This window comes from Burkholderia sp. AU44665, from assembly GCF_030504405.1.
Taxonomy (GTDB): domain Bacteria; phylum Pseudomonadota; class Gammaproteobacteria; order Burkholderiales; family Burkholderiaceae; genus Burkholderia; species Burkholderia semiarida.
Genome location: NZ_JAUJRI010000002.1, coordinates 481,176 through 495,361, shown reverse-complemented (window position 1 = coordinate 495,361; position 14,186 = coordinate 481,176). Strand labels below are relative to the sequence as shown.

14 protein-coding genes, 1 tRNA gene and 2 pseudogenes are annotated in these 14,186 nt (G+C 67.0%); 5 read left to right on the top strand and 12 right to left on the bottom strand.

Going from position 1 to position 14,186, the window contains the following annotated elements:
- Positions 1-100 precede the first annotated feature (100 nt).
- Positions 101-1,300, bottom strand: a complete 1,200-nt coding sequence (gene tet, locus QZM15_RS07440; RefSeq protein WP_302106123.1) for a Tet(A)/Tet(B)/Tet(C) family tetracycline efflux MFS transporter — start codon at positions 1,298-1,300, stop codon at positions 101-103.
- 56 nt (positions 1,301-1,356) lie between these two features.
- On the opposite strand from tet, the gene tetR reads away from it, so the two are divergent.
- Positions 1,357-1,989, top strand: coding sequence for a tetracycline resistance transcriptional repressor TetR (gene tetR / locus QZM15_RS07435; RefSeq protein ID WP_060011424.1), 633 nt, complete (start codon positions 1,357-1,359; stop codon positions 1,987-1,989).
- 4 nt (positions 1,990-1,993) lie between these two features.
- On the opposite strand, the gene miaA is transcribed toward tetR, so the two are convergent.
- Both miaA and mutL read right to left on the bottom strand, forming a co-directional pair.
- Complete coding sequence (gene miaA, locus QZM15_RS07430; protein WP_060312726.1) at positions 1,994-2,968, bottom strand: tRNA (adenosine(37)-N6)-dimethylallyltransferase MiaA; 975 nt, start codon at positions 2,966-2,968, stop codon at positions 1,994-1,996.
- Positions 2,965-4,950: a DNA mismatch repair endonuclease MutL gene (gene mutL, locus QZM15_RS07425; protein WP_302106122.1), complete on the bottom strand. Its 1,986-nt coding sequence runs from the start codon at positions 4,948-4,950 to the stop codon at positions 2,965-2,967. The genes miaA and mutL overlap by 4 nt, the downstream gene beginning before the upstream one ends.
- A 183-nt stretch (positions 4,951-5,133) precedes the next feature.
- Between mutL and QZM15_RS07420 the strand changes: the two genes are divergently transcribed.
- Positions 5,134-5,817, top strand: a complete 684-nt coding sequence (locus tag QZM15_RS07420) for a DedA family protein (RefSeq protein ID WP_059574270.1) — start codon at positions 5,134-5,136, stop codon at positions 5,815-5,817.
- An 89-nt stretch (positions 5,818-5,906) separates the two neighbouring features.
- On the opposite strand, the gene QZM15_RS07415 is transcribed toward QZM15_RS07420, so the two are convergent.
- From QZM15_RS07415 to QZM15_RS07395, 5 genes and pseudogenes are all read right to left on the bottom strand, one after another.
- Positions 5,907-6,719 (bottom strand): mechanosensitive ion channel family protein, encoded by an 813-nt coding sequence (locus tag QZM15_RS07415; RefSeq protein ID WP_059574269.1) that lies wholly within the window; start codon positions 6,717-6,719, stop codon positions 5,907-5,909.
- A gap of 200 nt (positions 6,720-6,919) precedes the next feature.
- Positions 6,920-7,075: pseudogene (locus tag QZM15_RS07410) on the bottom strand (mannose-1-phosphate guanylyltransferase/mannose-6-phosphate isomerase); the annotation flags it as partial.
- Between the two features lie 85 nt (positions 7,076-7,160).
- Positions 7,161-7,691 carry an adenylyl-sulfate kinase gene (gene cysC, locus QZM15_RS07405; protein WP_060011431.1) on the bottom strand — a complete coding sequence of 177 codons (531 nt, stop codon included), beginning with the start codon at positions 7,689-7,691 and terminating at the stop codon, positions 7,161-7,163.
- A 601-nt stretch (positions 7,692-8,292) separates the two neighbouring features.
- A complete protein-coding gene (locus QZM15_RS07400; protein ID WP_060965615.1) occupies positions 8,293-9,126 on the bottom strand; it encodes a class II glutamine amidotransferase in 834 nt (277 codons plus the stop codon).
- A gap of 201 nt (positions 9,127-9,327) precedes the next feature.
- Entirely contained in the window at positions 9,328-9,657 is a 330-nt protein-coding gene (locus QZM15_RS07395; protein ID WP_059574266.1) for a carboxymuconolactone decarboxylase family protein, read from the bottom strand.
- Between the two features lie 130 nt (positions 9,658-9,787).
- On the opposite strand from QZM15_RS07395, the pseudogene QZM15_RS07390 reads away from it, so the two are divergent.
- From QZM15_RS07390 to QZM15_RS07380, 3 genes and pseudogenes are all read left to right on the top strand, one after another.
- A pseudogene (locus QZM15_RS07390) lies at positions 9,788-10,007 on the top strand (cupin domain-containing protein); the annotation flags it as partial.
- A 193-nt stretch (positions 10,008-10,200) separates the two neighbouring features.
- A complete protein-coding gene (gene yiaA / locus QZM15_RS07385; protein WP_059642197.1) occupies positions 10,201-10,644 on the top strand; it encodes an inner membrane protein YiaA in 444 nt (147 codons plus the stop codon).
- Positions 10,607-11,059, top strand: a complete 453-nt coding sequence (locus tag QZM15_RS07380) for a glycosyltransferase family 2 protein (RefSeq protein WP_367883043.1) — start codon at positions 10,607-10,609, stop codon at positions 11,057-11,059. The genes yiaA and QZM15_RS07380 overlap by 38 nt, the downstream gene beginning before the upstream one ends.
- Before the next feature lie 240 nt (positions 11,060-11,299).
- On the opposite strand, the gene QZM15_RS07375 is transcribed toward QZM15_RS07380, so the two are convergent.
- From QZM15_RS07375 to tolB, 4 genes are all read right to left on the bottom strand, one after another.
- Positions 11,300-11,376, bottom strand: a tRNA-Lys gene (locus tag QZM15_RS07375).
- A gap of 108 nt (positions 11,377-11,484) precedes the next feature.
- Positions 11,485-12,234 carry a tol-pal system protein YbgF gene (gene ybgF, locus QZM15_RS07370; RefSeq protein WP_006484965.1) on the bottom strand — a complete coding sequence of 250 codons (750 nt, stop codon included), beginning with the start codon at positions 12,232-12,234 and terminating at the stop codon, positions 11,485-11,487.
- Positions 12,235-12,253: 19 nt separating this feature from the next.
- On the bottom strand, positions 12,254-12,766 hold the full coding sequence (gene pal, locus QZM15_RS07365; protein WP_006484980.1) for a peptidoglycan-associated lipoprotein Pal: 513 nt from the start codon (positions 12,764-12,766) through the stop codon (positions 12,254-12,256).
- A 17-nt stretch (positions 12,767-12,783) separates the two neighbouring features.
- Positions 12,784-14,079 carry a Tol-Pal system beta propeller repeat protein TolB gene (gene tolB / locus QZM15_RS07360; protein WP_059574261.1) on the bottom strand — a complete coding sequence of 432 codons (1,296 nt, stop codon included), beginning with the start codon at positions 14,077-14,079 and terminating at the stop codon, positions 12,784-12,786.
- Between the last annotated feature and the right edge of the window lie 107 nt (positions 14,080-14,186).

The following is a 14,186-nucleotide window of genomic DNA, read 5'->3' as shown; positions in this document are numbered from 1 at the left end:
CGCAGCAGATGCAGCAAGGAAAGCCGCCCGGGATCGATCCGGGCGGCTTTTTTTTCGGCCGCTCGAGCGCTCAGTATGGCCGGCGCCCCCCCCCCGACGCTCAAGCGGACGCTCGCGGTGCGTTCGCCGGGCGCGCGCCGGCCAGCAACGGCGGCACGAACAGGTACAGCAGCGCGGCCGCGGCCCACACGAGCCCCGGCCACGTCGCGCGCGTCGCCGCGTAGGTTGCGGTAACGACCAGCGGCCCCGCGACGCCGATCAGGCTCGCCACGCTCGCCAGCGTCCCTTGCAGTTCGCCCTGGCGCGTATCGTCCACCTGCCGCGCGAGCATCGCCTGCAACGCCGGCAGCGTCATGCCGCCGGCCGCGAACAGCGGCAGCAGTGCAAACGGCACCCATGAGGCCGTGGCGAACGCGATGACCGCAAGCCCGAGCGCATCGCCTGCCAGCCCCAGTGCGAGCGCGCGCCGCTCGCCGAGCCGCGCGATCAGCGGCCCGATCGCGAACGCCTGCGCGAGCGCGTGGCATGCGCCGTAGCCGGCGAGCGACAGTCCGGCGACCGGCGTCGACCAGCCGAAATGCTCCTGGCCGTACAGGATCCACAGCGTCGCGGGCGCCTGCGACACGAGTGCCACGATCACGTAGATGCCGACCAGCGGCGCGAGCGCGGGCGCGCCGCTCAGCCGGCGCAGGCTCGCGAACGGGTTGAGCGTGCCGGCCGTCCGGCCTTCCCGGGCCGCGCACGGCCGCGATTCCGGCAACGCACGCCACACGAGCACGAGATTCAGCGCGTTGAGCAACGCGGCCGCGACGAACGGCGCACGCAGGTGCAGCGCGCCGAGCAGCCCGCCGATCAGCGGGCCGGCGATGAAGCCGATGCCCATCATCGCGCCGAGCTGGCCAAAGCGCCGTGCGCGGTCGGGTTCGGCCGTCACGTCGGTCACGTACGCGGTCGCGACCGCGACGTTCGCGCCGGTGATGCCGGCGATCAGCCGCCCGACGTAAAGCCACGTGAGCGTCGGCGCGAGCGCCATCAGCAGATAGTCGAGCGCGGCGCCCGCGAGCGACGCGAGCAGCACCGGGCGGCGGCCGAGACGGTCGCTCAGCGCGCCGAGCAGCGGCGCGCACAGGAACTGCGCGAACGCGTACAGCGCGAGCAGGATGCCGTAGTGGGTGTCGGTGCTGCCCGCGCCGGCGAGCGCGCGCAGCAGGCCCGGCAGGATCGGCATCACGATCCCGACGCCGATCGCGTCGAGCAGGACCGTGGCGAGAATGGCAATCAGGGACGGATTCAAGGGCATTACTCTATCGATGATAGAGTGAGGATTATTCCACAGTTTCCCTATCGGTGATAGAGATGAAGGACACAGGCGCGCGGCTGACGCGCGACACGGTATTGCGCGCGGCGCTCGAACTGCTGAACGAAGTGGGCATCGACGCGCTGTCGACGCGGCGGCTCGCCGAACGGCTCGGCGTGCAGTCGCCGACGCTGTACTGGCATTTCAGGAACAAGGCCGAGCTGCTCGACGCGATGGCCGAGGCGATCATGCTCGAGCGCCACGGCGCGTCGCTGCCGAAACCCGGCGACGTGTGGGATGCGTGGCTCGCGGAGAATGCGCGCAGTTTCCGCCGTGCGCTGCTGGCTTATCGCGACGGGGCGCGCCTGCACGCCGGCACGCGGCCGCGCGCGCTGCATTTCAGCTCGATCGAACGCAAGATCGCGCTGCTCGGCGACGCGGGGTTCACGCCGGACGAAGCGGTCGACGTGATGGTCGCGATCGGCCGCTTCGTGGTCGGATGGGTGCTGGAAGAGCAGGCGGCGCCGGACGCGGACGCCGATGCGTCGCTGCCGGACGCGGCCGACTATCCGTTGTTCGCGAAAGGCTGGGCCGTGCTGCGCGAGCGCGGCGGCGACGAAGCGTTCGAGCGCGGCATCGCATGGATCGTCGACGGCGCCCGCGCGCGCCTGGCGGCGCGTCGGGCGGATTGAACGGTCAGCGCGGCGTGCGGCCGTCGAGCACGCGTTCGAGCGCGTCGAGCGCGCGAGCCGTCGAATCCGGCGCGATGCAGTCGACGACGATCCGCTCCGGCATCGCGCGCAGCCACGTGATCTGGCGCTTGCACAGCTGGCGGGTCGCGAAGATGCCCTTGTCGCGCATCGTCCGGTAGTCGGTATCGCCGTCGAGGAATTCCCACGCCTGCCGATAGCCGACGCAACGCATCGACGGCAGATCGGGATGGAGATCGTCGCGGCGCCGCAGCCGCTCGACTTCGTCGATGAAACCCGCATCGAGCATCGCGTCGAAGCGCTGCGCGATCCGTGCGTGCAGCACCGCGCGATCCGACGGCTCGAGCGCGACCGGCACGAAGCGGTACGCAGCGGCCGCATCATCCGTGCGGCGCGGCGCGGCGAGCAGCGCCGACATCGGCTGCCCGCTCAGCATGAAGACTTCGAGCGCGCGCTGGATCCGCTGCGAATCGTTCGGCGCGAGCCGCGCGGCCGTGTCGGGATCGACCTGCGCGAGCCGCGCGTGCAGCGCGGGCCAGCCGTCGCGCGCGGCGTCGGCGTCGAGTGTCGCGCGGATCTCCGGGTCGGCACCGGGCAGGTCGTTGAGCCCTTGCGTCAACGCCTTGTAGTACAGCATCGTGCCGCCGGCGAGCAACGGCGTGCGGCCGCGCGCGACGATCTCGCCGATCAGCCGCAGCGTGTCCGTGCGGAATTCCGCGGCCGAATACGCATCGGCCGGGTCGATGATGTCGATCAGGTGATGCGGCACGCTCGCGCGCTCGTCGCGCGACGGTTTCGCGGTGCCGATATCCATGTCGCGGTAGACGAGCGCCGAATCGACGCTGACGATCTCGATCGGGCGGCGCGCGGCGAGTGCCAGCGCCGCGGCGGTCTTGCCCGAGGCGGTGGGGCCGAGCAGGCAGGCGATCGTCGTCGGAGTGGGCTGCGAGGAAGCGCTCATTGCCCGCGCATGAAGAGACGGTCGAGGTCGTTCAGCGTGAGCTGGTACCAGGTCGGCCGGCCGTGATTGCACTGGTCCGCGCGCTCGGTCGCCTCCATCTGGCGCAGCAGCGCGTTCATCTCGTCGAGCGTCAGGCGCCGGTTCGCGCGCACCGCGTGATGGCACGCGAGCGTGCCGAGCAGCTCGTGCTGGCGCTCGGTGAGCACACGCGAGCCGCCGAACGCGTGCAGGTCGGCGAGCACCGCGCGCGCGAGCGATTGCAGGTCGGCATCCTTCAGCAGCGCCGGCACCGCCCGGATCGCGAGCGTCGTCGGCGACAGCACCGCGAGGTCGAAGCCGAGCGATTCGAGCGTGTCGCGCTCTTCCTCGACCGTGCCGATTTCGACCGGCGTGGCCGTCATCGAGATCGGCAGCAACAGCGACTGCACGGCGACCGAGCGATCGGCTAGCGCGTTCTTGAACTGCTCGTACAGGATTCGCTCGTGCGCCGCGTGCATGTCGACGATCACGAGGCCGTACGCATTCTGCGCGAGCACGTAGATGCCGTGGATCTGGCCGAGCGCGAAGCCGAGCGGCTGCTCGTCGTGCGCGCCGGCGGCGAGCGGCGCCGCGGCGAAGCCCGGCAGCGGCGCGACCGGCGCGTCGGCCGCGTCGCGGGCGACGAGCGTCGTGCCGTCCGGCGTGCCCGCGCCAATGTCCTTGCGGCCGAACAGCGCGTCGTAGAGCGCGAGCGGCTGCGCGACGGGCAGCGTGCCCTGCGTCATCCGCGCCTGGCGCATCCAGGTATTGCCCGCCGACGATGAAGACGACGGCGACGAGAAGCCGCTGCCGCCTGCCGCGTGGCCCTGGCTTTGGCCGAGCGGCGTGTCGACGAACGACGCCGGCCCGCGCGGCGCCGGGGAGAGTTGCGCGGCATGGCCGCCCGCGGTGGTTTCCGGCGACGCGCCCGCATGGCGGGCAAGCGCACGCTGCACCGCATGGAACACGTACTGGTGGATCGAGCGCGAATCGCGGAACCGCACCTCGATCTTCGACGGATGCACGTTCACGTCGACGGCTTCGGGCGGCAGGTCGAGGAACAGCACGTACGACGGGTAGCGGTCGCCGTGCAGCACGTCCTCGTAGGCCGCCCGCACCGCGTGCGTCAGCAGCTTGTCGCGCACGAAACGGCCGTTCACGAAGAAATACTGCTGGTCGGCGCGCCCGCGGCTCGCGGTCGGCAGGCCGGCGCAACCGTACACGGCGAGCGGGCCCGCCCGCTCGTCGAGCGGCAGGTGCGCGGTCGCGAAGCCGTCGCCGAGGATCTTCGCGACGCGCTGCGCGGGCTCGGTCGCGTTCCAGTGTTCGACGGCCTTGCCGTTGTGCAGCACCGAGATCGCGACGTCCGGCCGCGCGAGCGCCGCGCGGCGGATCATTTCGAGGCAGTGGCCGAATTCGGTCTGCTCGCTCTTCAGGAACTTGCGCCGCGCGGGCGTGTTGAAGTACAGCTCGCGCACCTCGATCGTCGTGCCGATCGAGCCGGCGGCGGGCGACAGCACGCCCGTCTGCGCATCGATCTTCATCGCGTGCGCGGCATCGGCCGTGCGGCTCGTGATCGACATCTCGGCGACCGATGCGATCGATGCGAGCGCTTCGCCGCGAAAACCCAGCGTCGCGACCGCCTCGAGCTCCTCGAGCGAGCGGATCTTGCTGGTCGCGTGACGCATCAACGCGAGCGCCAGTTCGTCCGGCGGAATGCCGCAGCCGTCGTCGGTGATCGAGATGCGCTTGACGCCGCCTTCCTCCAGCACGATGCGCAGCGTCGTCGCGCCGGCGTCCATCGCGTTCTCGAGCAGCTCCTTGACGACCGACGCCGGGCGTTCGACGACCTCGCCGGCGGCGATCTGGCTGATCAGCTGGTCGGGCAGGGGCTGGATCGCGCGCAGCGGGCGCGCGGCGGGGGCGGGCGCGGCGCCCGCGGCCGTTTCGGTGATATCGGACATGGCCGAATTATAGCGAGGCGGCGAACGCGTGCCGGCGCGAGCGGCCGTTACGTTTTTTCACGGAGCCTCAAGGGAGTTTCGGTATCATCACCCCGTTGCACGCGCCGCCCTGGCCGGCAGGCGCGTCGGCCATCTCTGGCCTGTCCCGGCCGTTCCGGCCCCATCGCCTTCGAGGAATCGCATTTGGATACGCTGCTTCATTTCGTCAACCTTGTCCTGCATATCGACGCTTTCCTCGGCGATTTCATTCGGCAATACGGCGCGTGGGTCTATCTCGTCCTGTTCCTGATCGTGTTCTGCGAGACGGGGCTCGTCGTCTTCCCGTTCCTGCCCGGCGATTCGCTGCTGTTCATCGGCGGCGCGTTCGCGGCGACGGGTGAAATGAACGTCGGCCTGCTGATCGTGCTGCTGCTCGTCGCGGCGATTACCGGCAACACCGTGAACTACCTGATCGGCCGCTGGGTCGGCCCGAAGGTGTTCAATACGCATATCCCGGTGCTCGAGCGCTTCCTCGATCGCGCCGCGCTGCAGAAGACCCACTCGTTCTACGACAAGCACGGCGGCAAGACGATCGTGCTCGCGCGCTTCATTCCGGTCGTGCGCACGTTCGCGCCGTTCGTCGCGGGGGCGTCGTCGATGAGCGTCGCGCGCTTTCAGTTGTTCAACGTGATCGGCGCGCTGGTGTGGGTGCTGCTGCTCGTGCTGCTCGGCTATTTCTTCGGCAACATCCCGTTCGTCCGCCAGTACCTGAACGTGATCGTGCTGGTCGGGATCGGCGCGGCGATCGTGCCGGTCGCGCTCGGCGCGGTGTGGAAGCTCGTGCGCGGGCGGCGCTCGAACGGGGCGCCGAAGGCGGGCGGGCGCTGACGCGACGCGCTTCGACGCAATAAAAAAGCGTGGCGGCGGCCACGCTTTTTTTCGTCCGCGCGGTTCGCCGTGCGGTTCGGCTGCTGCCGTCACGCGTTGCGTTGCGAGACCGGCGTTTCGGGCGTCGGATAGCCGGCTTCGCGGAACGTCTCGAGGATCACGCGGTTGGTGTCGCAGTACACCTGCCAGTAGTTCTCCGGTTGAGTCGACGGGCGCACGAACAGCAGCGGGCCTTCCGGCGTGAACTGCAGCACGCCGACATCCGGCGCCGGCACTTTCAGCACGTTCGGCACCAGCTGGATCTGCGTCTTCAGGCGGTTGATCGCATCGGCCGCATCGACGCTGTTCGCGATCTTCGCGGTCAGGTCGACGCGGCGGTGCGGCGTCGCGCTGTAGTTCGCGATGTTGTCCGAGAAGATCTTGTTGTTGCCGACGATCGTCACGATGTTGTCGGCGGTGATGATCGTCGTGCCGAACAGGCCGAGCTCCTTCACCGTGCCCGTGACGCCGCCCGCGCTGATCACGTCGCCGATCTTGAACGGGCGCAGCACCTGCATGAACACGCCGGCGGCGAAATGCGCGAGCAGGCCGCCCCAGGCCGTGCCGATCGCGAGGCCGAGGCCGGCGAGCAGCGCGGCGAACGAGGTCGTCTGTACGCCGAAGATCTGCAGGATCGCGAGGATCAGCAGGATCGTCAGCAACACGCCGACGACGGAGGTCAGGTAGTCGGTGAGTGTCGGGTCGACCTTGCCGCTGCGGCGCACGACCTTGCCGAGCAGGCGCGTGCCGATGCGGATGGCCCAGCGGCCGACGAACCATAAGACGATCGCGGCGAGGAGGTTGAGGCCGAAGTCGAGGCCACGGGTCATCAGGAATTGCTGGGCGGTGGCGAGATCGATCATGCGTTCTCCGAAGTCAAGGGTAAAAGGGCGGCGCATGCACCGGAATGGGTGCGCTTTTATAACCTGACCGGCGAGCGGCCGGCAACCGGGCTGACATTGCTTGACGTAGTGAAAAACGGGCGGGACGTGGATGCGTGCGGCCCGTTTGAGGACGGCCTGTCGTGGCGCGCGGCGCGCGGCGGGCGTCGAGTCGCTTGTCGCGCCGCGCGGCCGTAGGTGCCGTCGAGGCGGGCGGTGTCGTCCTCGCCGAGATGCGTGCCCGACTGCACTTCGATCGGTTCGAGCGGAATCTTGCCGGGGTTCGCCGGACGGTGCGTCGTGCCGAGCGGGATGTCGGTCGGCTGGTTTTCAGTCAGATCGCGCCGCGGTGGCCGACGATGGCACGGTGCTCGCGGTGAGGGCGATGCACGACGGGCGGCGGACGACGTTCGACGATGGGCATCAGCCGTTCAACGGCAATTTCCGCATGATCGCGTGCACGCATTCCAGCGGACCTGCCTCGCCCGTGCGCACATGCACGTCGGGCGATACCGGCTGCTCGTAGATCGATTCGATGCCGGTGAACTGCCGAAGGGTCCCTTGCCTTGCCCGCGCGTAGAGCCCTTTGGGGTCGCGCGCTTCCGCCACGTCCAGCGCGACGTCGACGAAGACTTCGAAGAACATGCCCTGCGGAAAACGTGCGCGCGCTTTGGCGCGTGCCTCGCGAAACGGCGAGATCTGGGCAACGATGACGACGAGCCCGGCATCCACCATCAGGCGCGCGACCTCGGCTGTCCGACGAATGTTCTCGTGGCGGTCTGCGTCGCTGAATCCGAGGTCCTGATTCAATCCTTCGCGAAGCCGATCGCCGTCCAGCAGAAAAGTCCGCAGACCGCGCGCATCGAGTTGCTGCTTCAGCAGGTTCGAGAGGGTCGATTTGCCGGCGCCGGAGATACCGGTGAGCCATACCACGAAGGCATGGTCCTGCTTCATGCTGGAAAGCACGGATGGATCGCGCGTGAGCGTGACAGGGGGAGAACTGGGGAGATCTTGAGCCATCTCGGATTCGATGTGCCGGTAACGGCCTCGTACTTTAATTGTGAAGCGGATTCATCCGTCGGCGAATTGTAGCGGTGCTTTTCAAAATTGGTAACTTGAATATTTTAATCAGGAATAAACGTTCGCCTTCAGTCGGCGTGACGGCGTGCGAGCATTGCCCGCACGGTAATGATTGCCGATCCGCCGTAATAATTCGAAATGAATGCGTGTCGCTGACAGGGTGCTCGACCGTGTGTCGATTATTGCCGTGGTTCCCGGTCGGGATGAATCGCAAGGGCATCGATTTTTTTATTCAGCGAAAACTGTGCTAGTGCGCAGAATCCGCTTTCGCCATGCGACTCCGTCGCTCATTATCGAATTGGGGAATTATCCGAGGCGTTTGCCCGATCGTATTCGTCGCGCGATGATTCGTATCGCTTTCGATTGATCTGGCAGTACCGGGCGTCGGCCCGGCGCAACCGGATCGGCGAAACGGCCGTATCGCACCGAAGTACTCGCCACCTGGACGCGCTCGATTCGTCAGAACTGCGGCATGTCACTTGTGCCGCGGCCCGAACGGCCGCTGCTGCACGTCGGCGCCGTGCGCGACGATCGCCATCCCCTCCGGCACTTCCTCCCACGCGCCGCGCAGGTCGACGAGCGGTTCCGACACGACCATGAATGCGTCGTCGCCGGCTTCGGCGATGCGCGGGTTATGTGGATACAGCTCGTGCAGATGCTTGAACGACGTGCTGTGGAACAGCGAGCGCGATTGCCGTTCGCTCGAATAGCGCACCGCGACGATCCGTTCGCCGTCGGTCGCGCAGATCGTCATGTTCAGCGGGTCGGTGACGCGATGCCGCGCGGCGGTTTCCTCGACCACGCCGACCATCCGTTCGAGCGCCGGCAGCGGCGCCTGCTCGAGACCGTACGTGAGCGCGAGGCGGAACATCAGCTCGGAGTCGGTCGAGCCTTCGAGCGTCGGGAACAGCGCGGGATCGACCTTCATCGTCAGGTCGCGACGCAACTTGTGGAAGTCGCGGATCAGCCCGTTGTGCGCGAACAGCCAGCGGCCGTGACGGAACGGATGGCAGTTGGTTTCCTGCACGGGCGTGTCGGTCGCCGCGCGAATGTGCGCGATGAACATCCGCGAGCGGATCGCACGCGCGGCTTCGCGCAGGTTGCGATCGTTCCATGCGGGATGCACGGAGCGATAGCGGAACGGGAGTTCGTCGGGATGCCCGTACCAGCCGATGCCGAAGCCGTCGCCGTTGGTGGTCGTGGCGCCCAGCTCCGAATGCAGGCTCTGGTCGATCAGCGAATGCTTCGCGCGGAACAACACGGTTTCCAGATGGATCGGATTACCCGTATAGGCGAGCCAGCGGCACATGGAGCGCTCCTTCACGATGTATCGTTCGCGCATGGTAGCCGACTGAGCGGCGTTGCCGCATCGAGGCGCGTCACCGGCAATCGTCATACATGGCGGCCGCATACGCGCGATGGACCACCGTGCGGCCGCACTGCCGGCGTGACGCAACGCAGCCGTTCGACGCTGCGGTGCGGCACGACGGCAGTGCCGCACCGCGTCGGCTCAGTCGCCGAGCGCGTCCATCACACGCGCCGAATAGACGAGCGCCGCGCCGGCATTCAACGCAATCGCGACGCCGAGCGCTTCCGCCACTTCCTCCCGGGTCGCGCCATGCTTGGCCGCTTCGGCCGTGTGCACGGCGATGCAGCCGTCGCAGCGCGTCGTGACGGCCACCGCGAGCGCGATCAGCTCGCGCGTTTTCGCGTCGAGATGGCCGGTTTTGGCCCCGGCGCCGGACAGCGCCTGGTAGCCGGCCAGCGTGTCGGGCGACAGCTTGGCGATGTCGCCGATACGCGTCGAGAGCTCCTTCCGGTATTCGTTCCAGTTCAGCATGATGCGTCCTTTTTCGAGAAGAGTGACGAGCGCGGCGGCTGCCGCGATCTCGGGCGATGCAAGGCTATTCTGATCGCTCTCGATGAGGGTTTCGATAGGCGGGAGTGTCAATTTTTAGCGCAATCGTCTCATGGATGCATTGAGTCAACTGCTGTCGCTGGGTCGCAGCCATGTCGAGCTCGACGTGCGCTGCCTGCTCGACGGCCTGGTTCGCGATGCCGCACGGCCCGCTGCCGCCCGGCGAGGCGGCGTTCCACCTGGCGCCGGCTGGAACCTGCCGGCTGCGTGTCGCCGACGCACGCACGCTGCAACGCTCTGACGGCGATTTCGTGCTGTTTCCCGGCGCGGACGACGTGTTTATGCTCGCGTGCCGATGCGCGGCTCGGCCCGCCGGGCCAGGCCGTGCTGCAGGCGCCGGCGCAACCGTGGACGGTCGAGCCGCTCGGCGCCGCGGCCGCGATGTCGCGCGCCGAAGCTGCTACCATGCGCAAAACGCAGTTCAACGACAACGATTTCGAACAACAAGAAAGAGAGGGCAAAGCAATGAACCAGACCACCATCCAGCAACCGTCGTTCGCGTTCGTGGCCGCGTCGTGGGCCGCGCTGCTCGCCGGTTTCGCGGCATTCCTGATCGGGCTCTGGAACGCCGGCATGCAGCTCAACGAGAAGGGCTACTACTTCACCGTGCTGGTGTTCGGCCTCTATGCGGCGATCTCGCTGCAGAAGAGCGTGCGCGACCGCGCGGAAGGCATTCCCGTCACCGGCATCTACTACGGCCTCAGCTGGATCGCGCTGCTGCTGTCGATCGCGCTGCTGATCGTCGGCCTTTTCAACGCGACGCTGCAACTGAGCGAGAAGGGCTTCTACGCGATGTCGTTCGTGCTCGCGCTGTTCGGCTCGGTGGCCGTGCAGAAGAACACGCGCGACTTGCAGAACGCGAAGCCGCGCTATACCGACGCGGATTCCGCGCCGTCGATCCAGGAATAACGGCGCGCGCGGCGGGCGCCGGATCGACTTCGTCGAGATCGGCGCGAACACCGGCTACGACGAAGCGAGGAACGACGGCTTCGATCGCGTCGACGCGTCGCGTTGCGACATCGTCGGATTCTGCGATGCCGATTGCCGGCCGGCCCGCGACTGGCTCGAGCACCTGCTCGCGCCGTTCGCGCGCGACGCGATCACCTGTCGCGGTGGCGGGGCGGACCGGCCATGCACCCAACGTGTACGCGATCGACCGCGGCAACCATACCGTGTTGTGGATCGACGCCCGGGGCGATGCGGCGGTGGTCGCTGGACGGCTCGATTCACGCGGCAATCGGCCGGGCGCGTTGCAGGATGCGCTGAATCGTCCGGCGGGGATGGTCGTCGCGCCGAACGGCGATCTGCTGGTCGAAGTCGGTGACGACGGAATCGTGCGATGGCGCGCGTCGGGCGCGCCGTGGCGCAGGTGCCGGTTGCGGCGGCGATGTCCGGAGGGGCCGTGGAGGCAAACTTGCGGCAGCCGTGAGGGGCAGCGCGATCGACGTTTGCGGGGGGCTTCATCGGCGCTGGCGGGTCTCAGCGAAGGGCGTCCAACGCGGCAAAGGCGACAGACGCAAAAAAGCCTCCGCGAGGGAGGCTTTTTTGCACTATCGAAGATAGTTGGTAGGGTGGGAGGGACTCGAACCCTCGACTCTCTGATTAAAAGTCAGATACTCTAACCAACTGAGTTACCACCCCACGTTCTTGAAACCTGCTGGTTCGTTGCCTCGACAACTTGGGCAGCGACCTAAAGAGCAAAAGATTATAGCGACGGGTTGATGGACTGTCAACAACGCGCCACGATAATTATTTGATCGTTTCGAGCTTGCCCTGCGCCGTCTGCGCCGCGTTCGACCCGGCGTACTGCGACACGACCTGCTCGAACGTCTTCTTCGCGGCCGCCTTCTGGCCTTGTTCGAGCTGGTTCGTGCCGATCGCCACGAGAGCGTCGGCCGCGCGCGGATGTTGCGGGAACTTGCTGACGATCCCTTGCCACGTCGCGGTCGAACCACGGTAGTCGCGCAGCGCGTATTGCGCGTTGCCGTACCAGTACTGCGCGGTCGGCTGATAGGGGCTCTGCGGATACTTCGCGATGAACGCGCGGAACGAAGCCGCCGCCGCCTTGAAGTTGCCGTTGCGGAACTGCTGCTGCGCCGCGCTGAGCGCATCCGTTTCACCCGGCTGCACGGTGCCTTCGACACCATCGATCGTCGCCTGCTGCGGCTCGAACTTCTTGAGCCGCGTGTCGAGATCCTGGTAGTACTCCTTCTGCTGCCGCTCGAGCGTCGTCAGCCGGTTCGTCAGATCCTCGTTCTCGCCGCGCAGCGTCGCGACCTGCTGGTTCAGCTGGTCGATACGGCCGGATTGATCGAGGATCGTACGCTGGGCGGCCGACAACTGGCTCGACAGATTGTCGCTCTTGCTGCGCAGATCGAGCACGGCGCGGCGCGCCTCGTTGTCGTCGAACATGCCGGCGTGCGCCGGCGCGGCCGACCACGCCGCGCCCGCGACGCAGAATGCTGCGGCAACGCGCAGCCAGGTTGAACGGTGCGTCATACGGCGATTCTTCCGTTACTTACTGTTGGTAGACGAGGTCGGCGCGACGGTTCTGCGCCCACGATGCTTCGTCGTGGCCCGTTGCCTGCGGCTTTTCCTTGCCGAGGCTCACGGCTTCCATTTGCGAGTCGTTCACGCCGAGCAGCGCCATCGCACGGCGGACGGCTTCCGCACGCTTCTGGCCCAGCGCGAGGTTGTACTCGCTCGTGCCGCGTTCGTCGGTGTTGCCCTGGATCAGCACGTGACGCTGCGGGTGGCTCTTCAGGTACTGCGCGTGCTGCTGCATCAGCGGCTGGTACTCGTCCTTCACCGAATAGCTGTCGAAGTCGAAGTAGATGCTGCGCTTCGCGAGCGGGCTGTTCGGGTCGTTCAGCGGATCGACGTTCACTTGCGCGACGTTGTCGGCGCTCGGCTGCGTGCTGACTGCGCCCGCGTTGTTCGCCTTGTCGTCGAGCTTCACACCCGACTTGCACGCGGCGAGCGCGCTGATCATCATCACGGCCAGGGCCAGACGAGCTTTATTCGACATCATGGTTACTCTCCTTGTGGTCATTGCATGAAGGGCCCCCACGACGGCTCGCGAACGGAGCCGCCCTGGACGGACAGGATCTGCGGCGGCGCGCTGCCGTCGGAAGGCACGGCGGCCAGAACGTTGCGGCCACCCGACTGGGTAGCGTACAGAAGGTACTGGCCGTTTGCCGCGAAGCTCGGCGATTCGTCGCGATTGGTATTCGTGATGGCGTTCGCCGCGCCAGTCTGCAGATCCTGAACGTACAGCTTGAAGCCCCCACCCGTGCGGGAGATGTAAGCGAGCAGCTTGCCGTCCGGGCTCACGCGCGGGCTCGTGTTGTAGCTGCCGGTGAAGGTCACGCGCTGCGCGGCACCGGCGCTTTCACCCTGGGCGGGCATCCGGTAGATCTGCGGCGCACCGCCCCGATCGCTCGTGAAGTAGATCCAGCGGCCGTCCGGCGAGTAGAACGGCTCGGTATCGATCGAACTGCTCTGCGTGAGACGGCGCAGGCCGCCCCCGTTCGCGTTGACCGTATAGATTTGCGTATTGCCCGTCAGCGACAGCGCGACGGCGAGCGTGTTGCTGTCCGGCGACCACGCCGGCGCGCTGTTGTTGCCCTTCTGGTCGGACACCATGTAGCGGCGGCCGGTCGGCAGGTCGTGGATGTAGACGATCGGCTTCTTGCGCTCGAACGATACGTACGCGACCTTCGTGCCGCTCGGCGACCACGCCGGCGAGATGATCGGTTCGGTGCTCGACAGCGCGATGCGCGCGTTCTGGCCGTCCGAATCCGAAATCTGCAGCTGGTAGCGATTACCGGTCTTGATCACGTACGACAGGCGCGTGGCGAACACGCCGCGCACGCCGAGCAGCTTCTGGTAGATGTAGTCGGCGATCTTGTGGCCGGCCGTGCGCAGCGTGGTGTCGGTGGCCGTCAGCGACAGGCCGCCAAGGCTTTGCTGCTTCACGGTGTCGTACAGGATGAAGTTGACCTTGTACTGGCCGTTCGCGTCGCGGTTCACGCTGCCGGCGACGAACGCGTTCGCGCCCTTTGCCTTCCATGCGCCGAGATCGACCGAGGCGGTCTCGGGCACGGGCGTGCTGCCTGCGTCGATGTTGGTGAACTTGCCGCTGCGGGCGAGGTCGGCGCGCACGATCGACGTGACCTGCTGCGGCAGGTTCGCCTCGTTCGTGAAATTCGCGGTGGCAATGGGGAACTGGGTCGACCCGACACCGGTGATCAGCACGTTGACCTGGGCGTTAGCGGCGCTGCCCGCCGTAATCAGACACGAGGCCACGAGTGCCCTGAAACCTAGCTTTGTCATCAAACTCATGCTTCTTGCTTCCCGTATGGCTTGGATCGCTGCGCAACCGCAGAGACAGTAAAAATACCCGATTCGTTCCCATCCGACAGCGACGCCCGGAGTGTAAGCGCATTTCG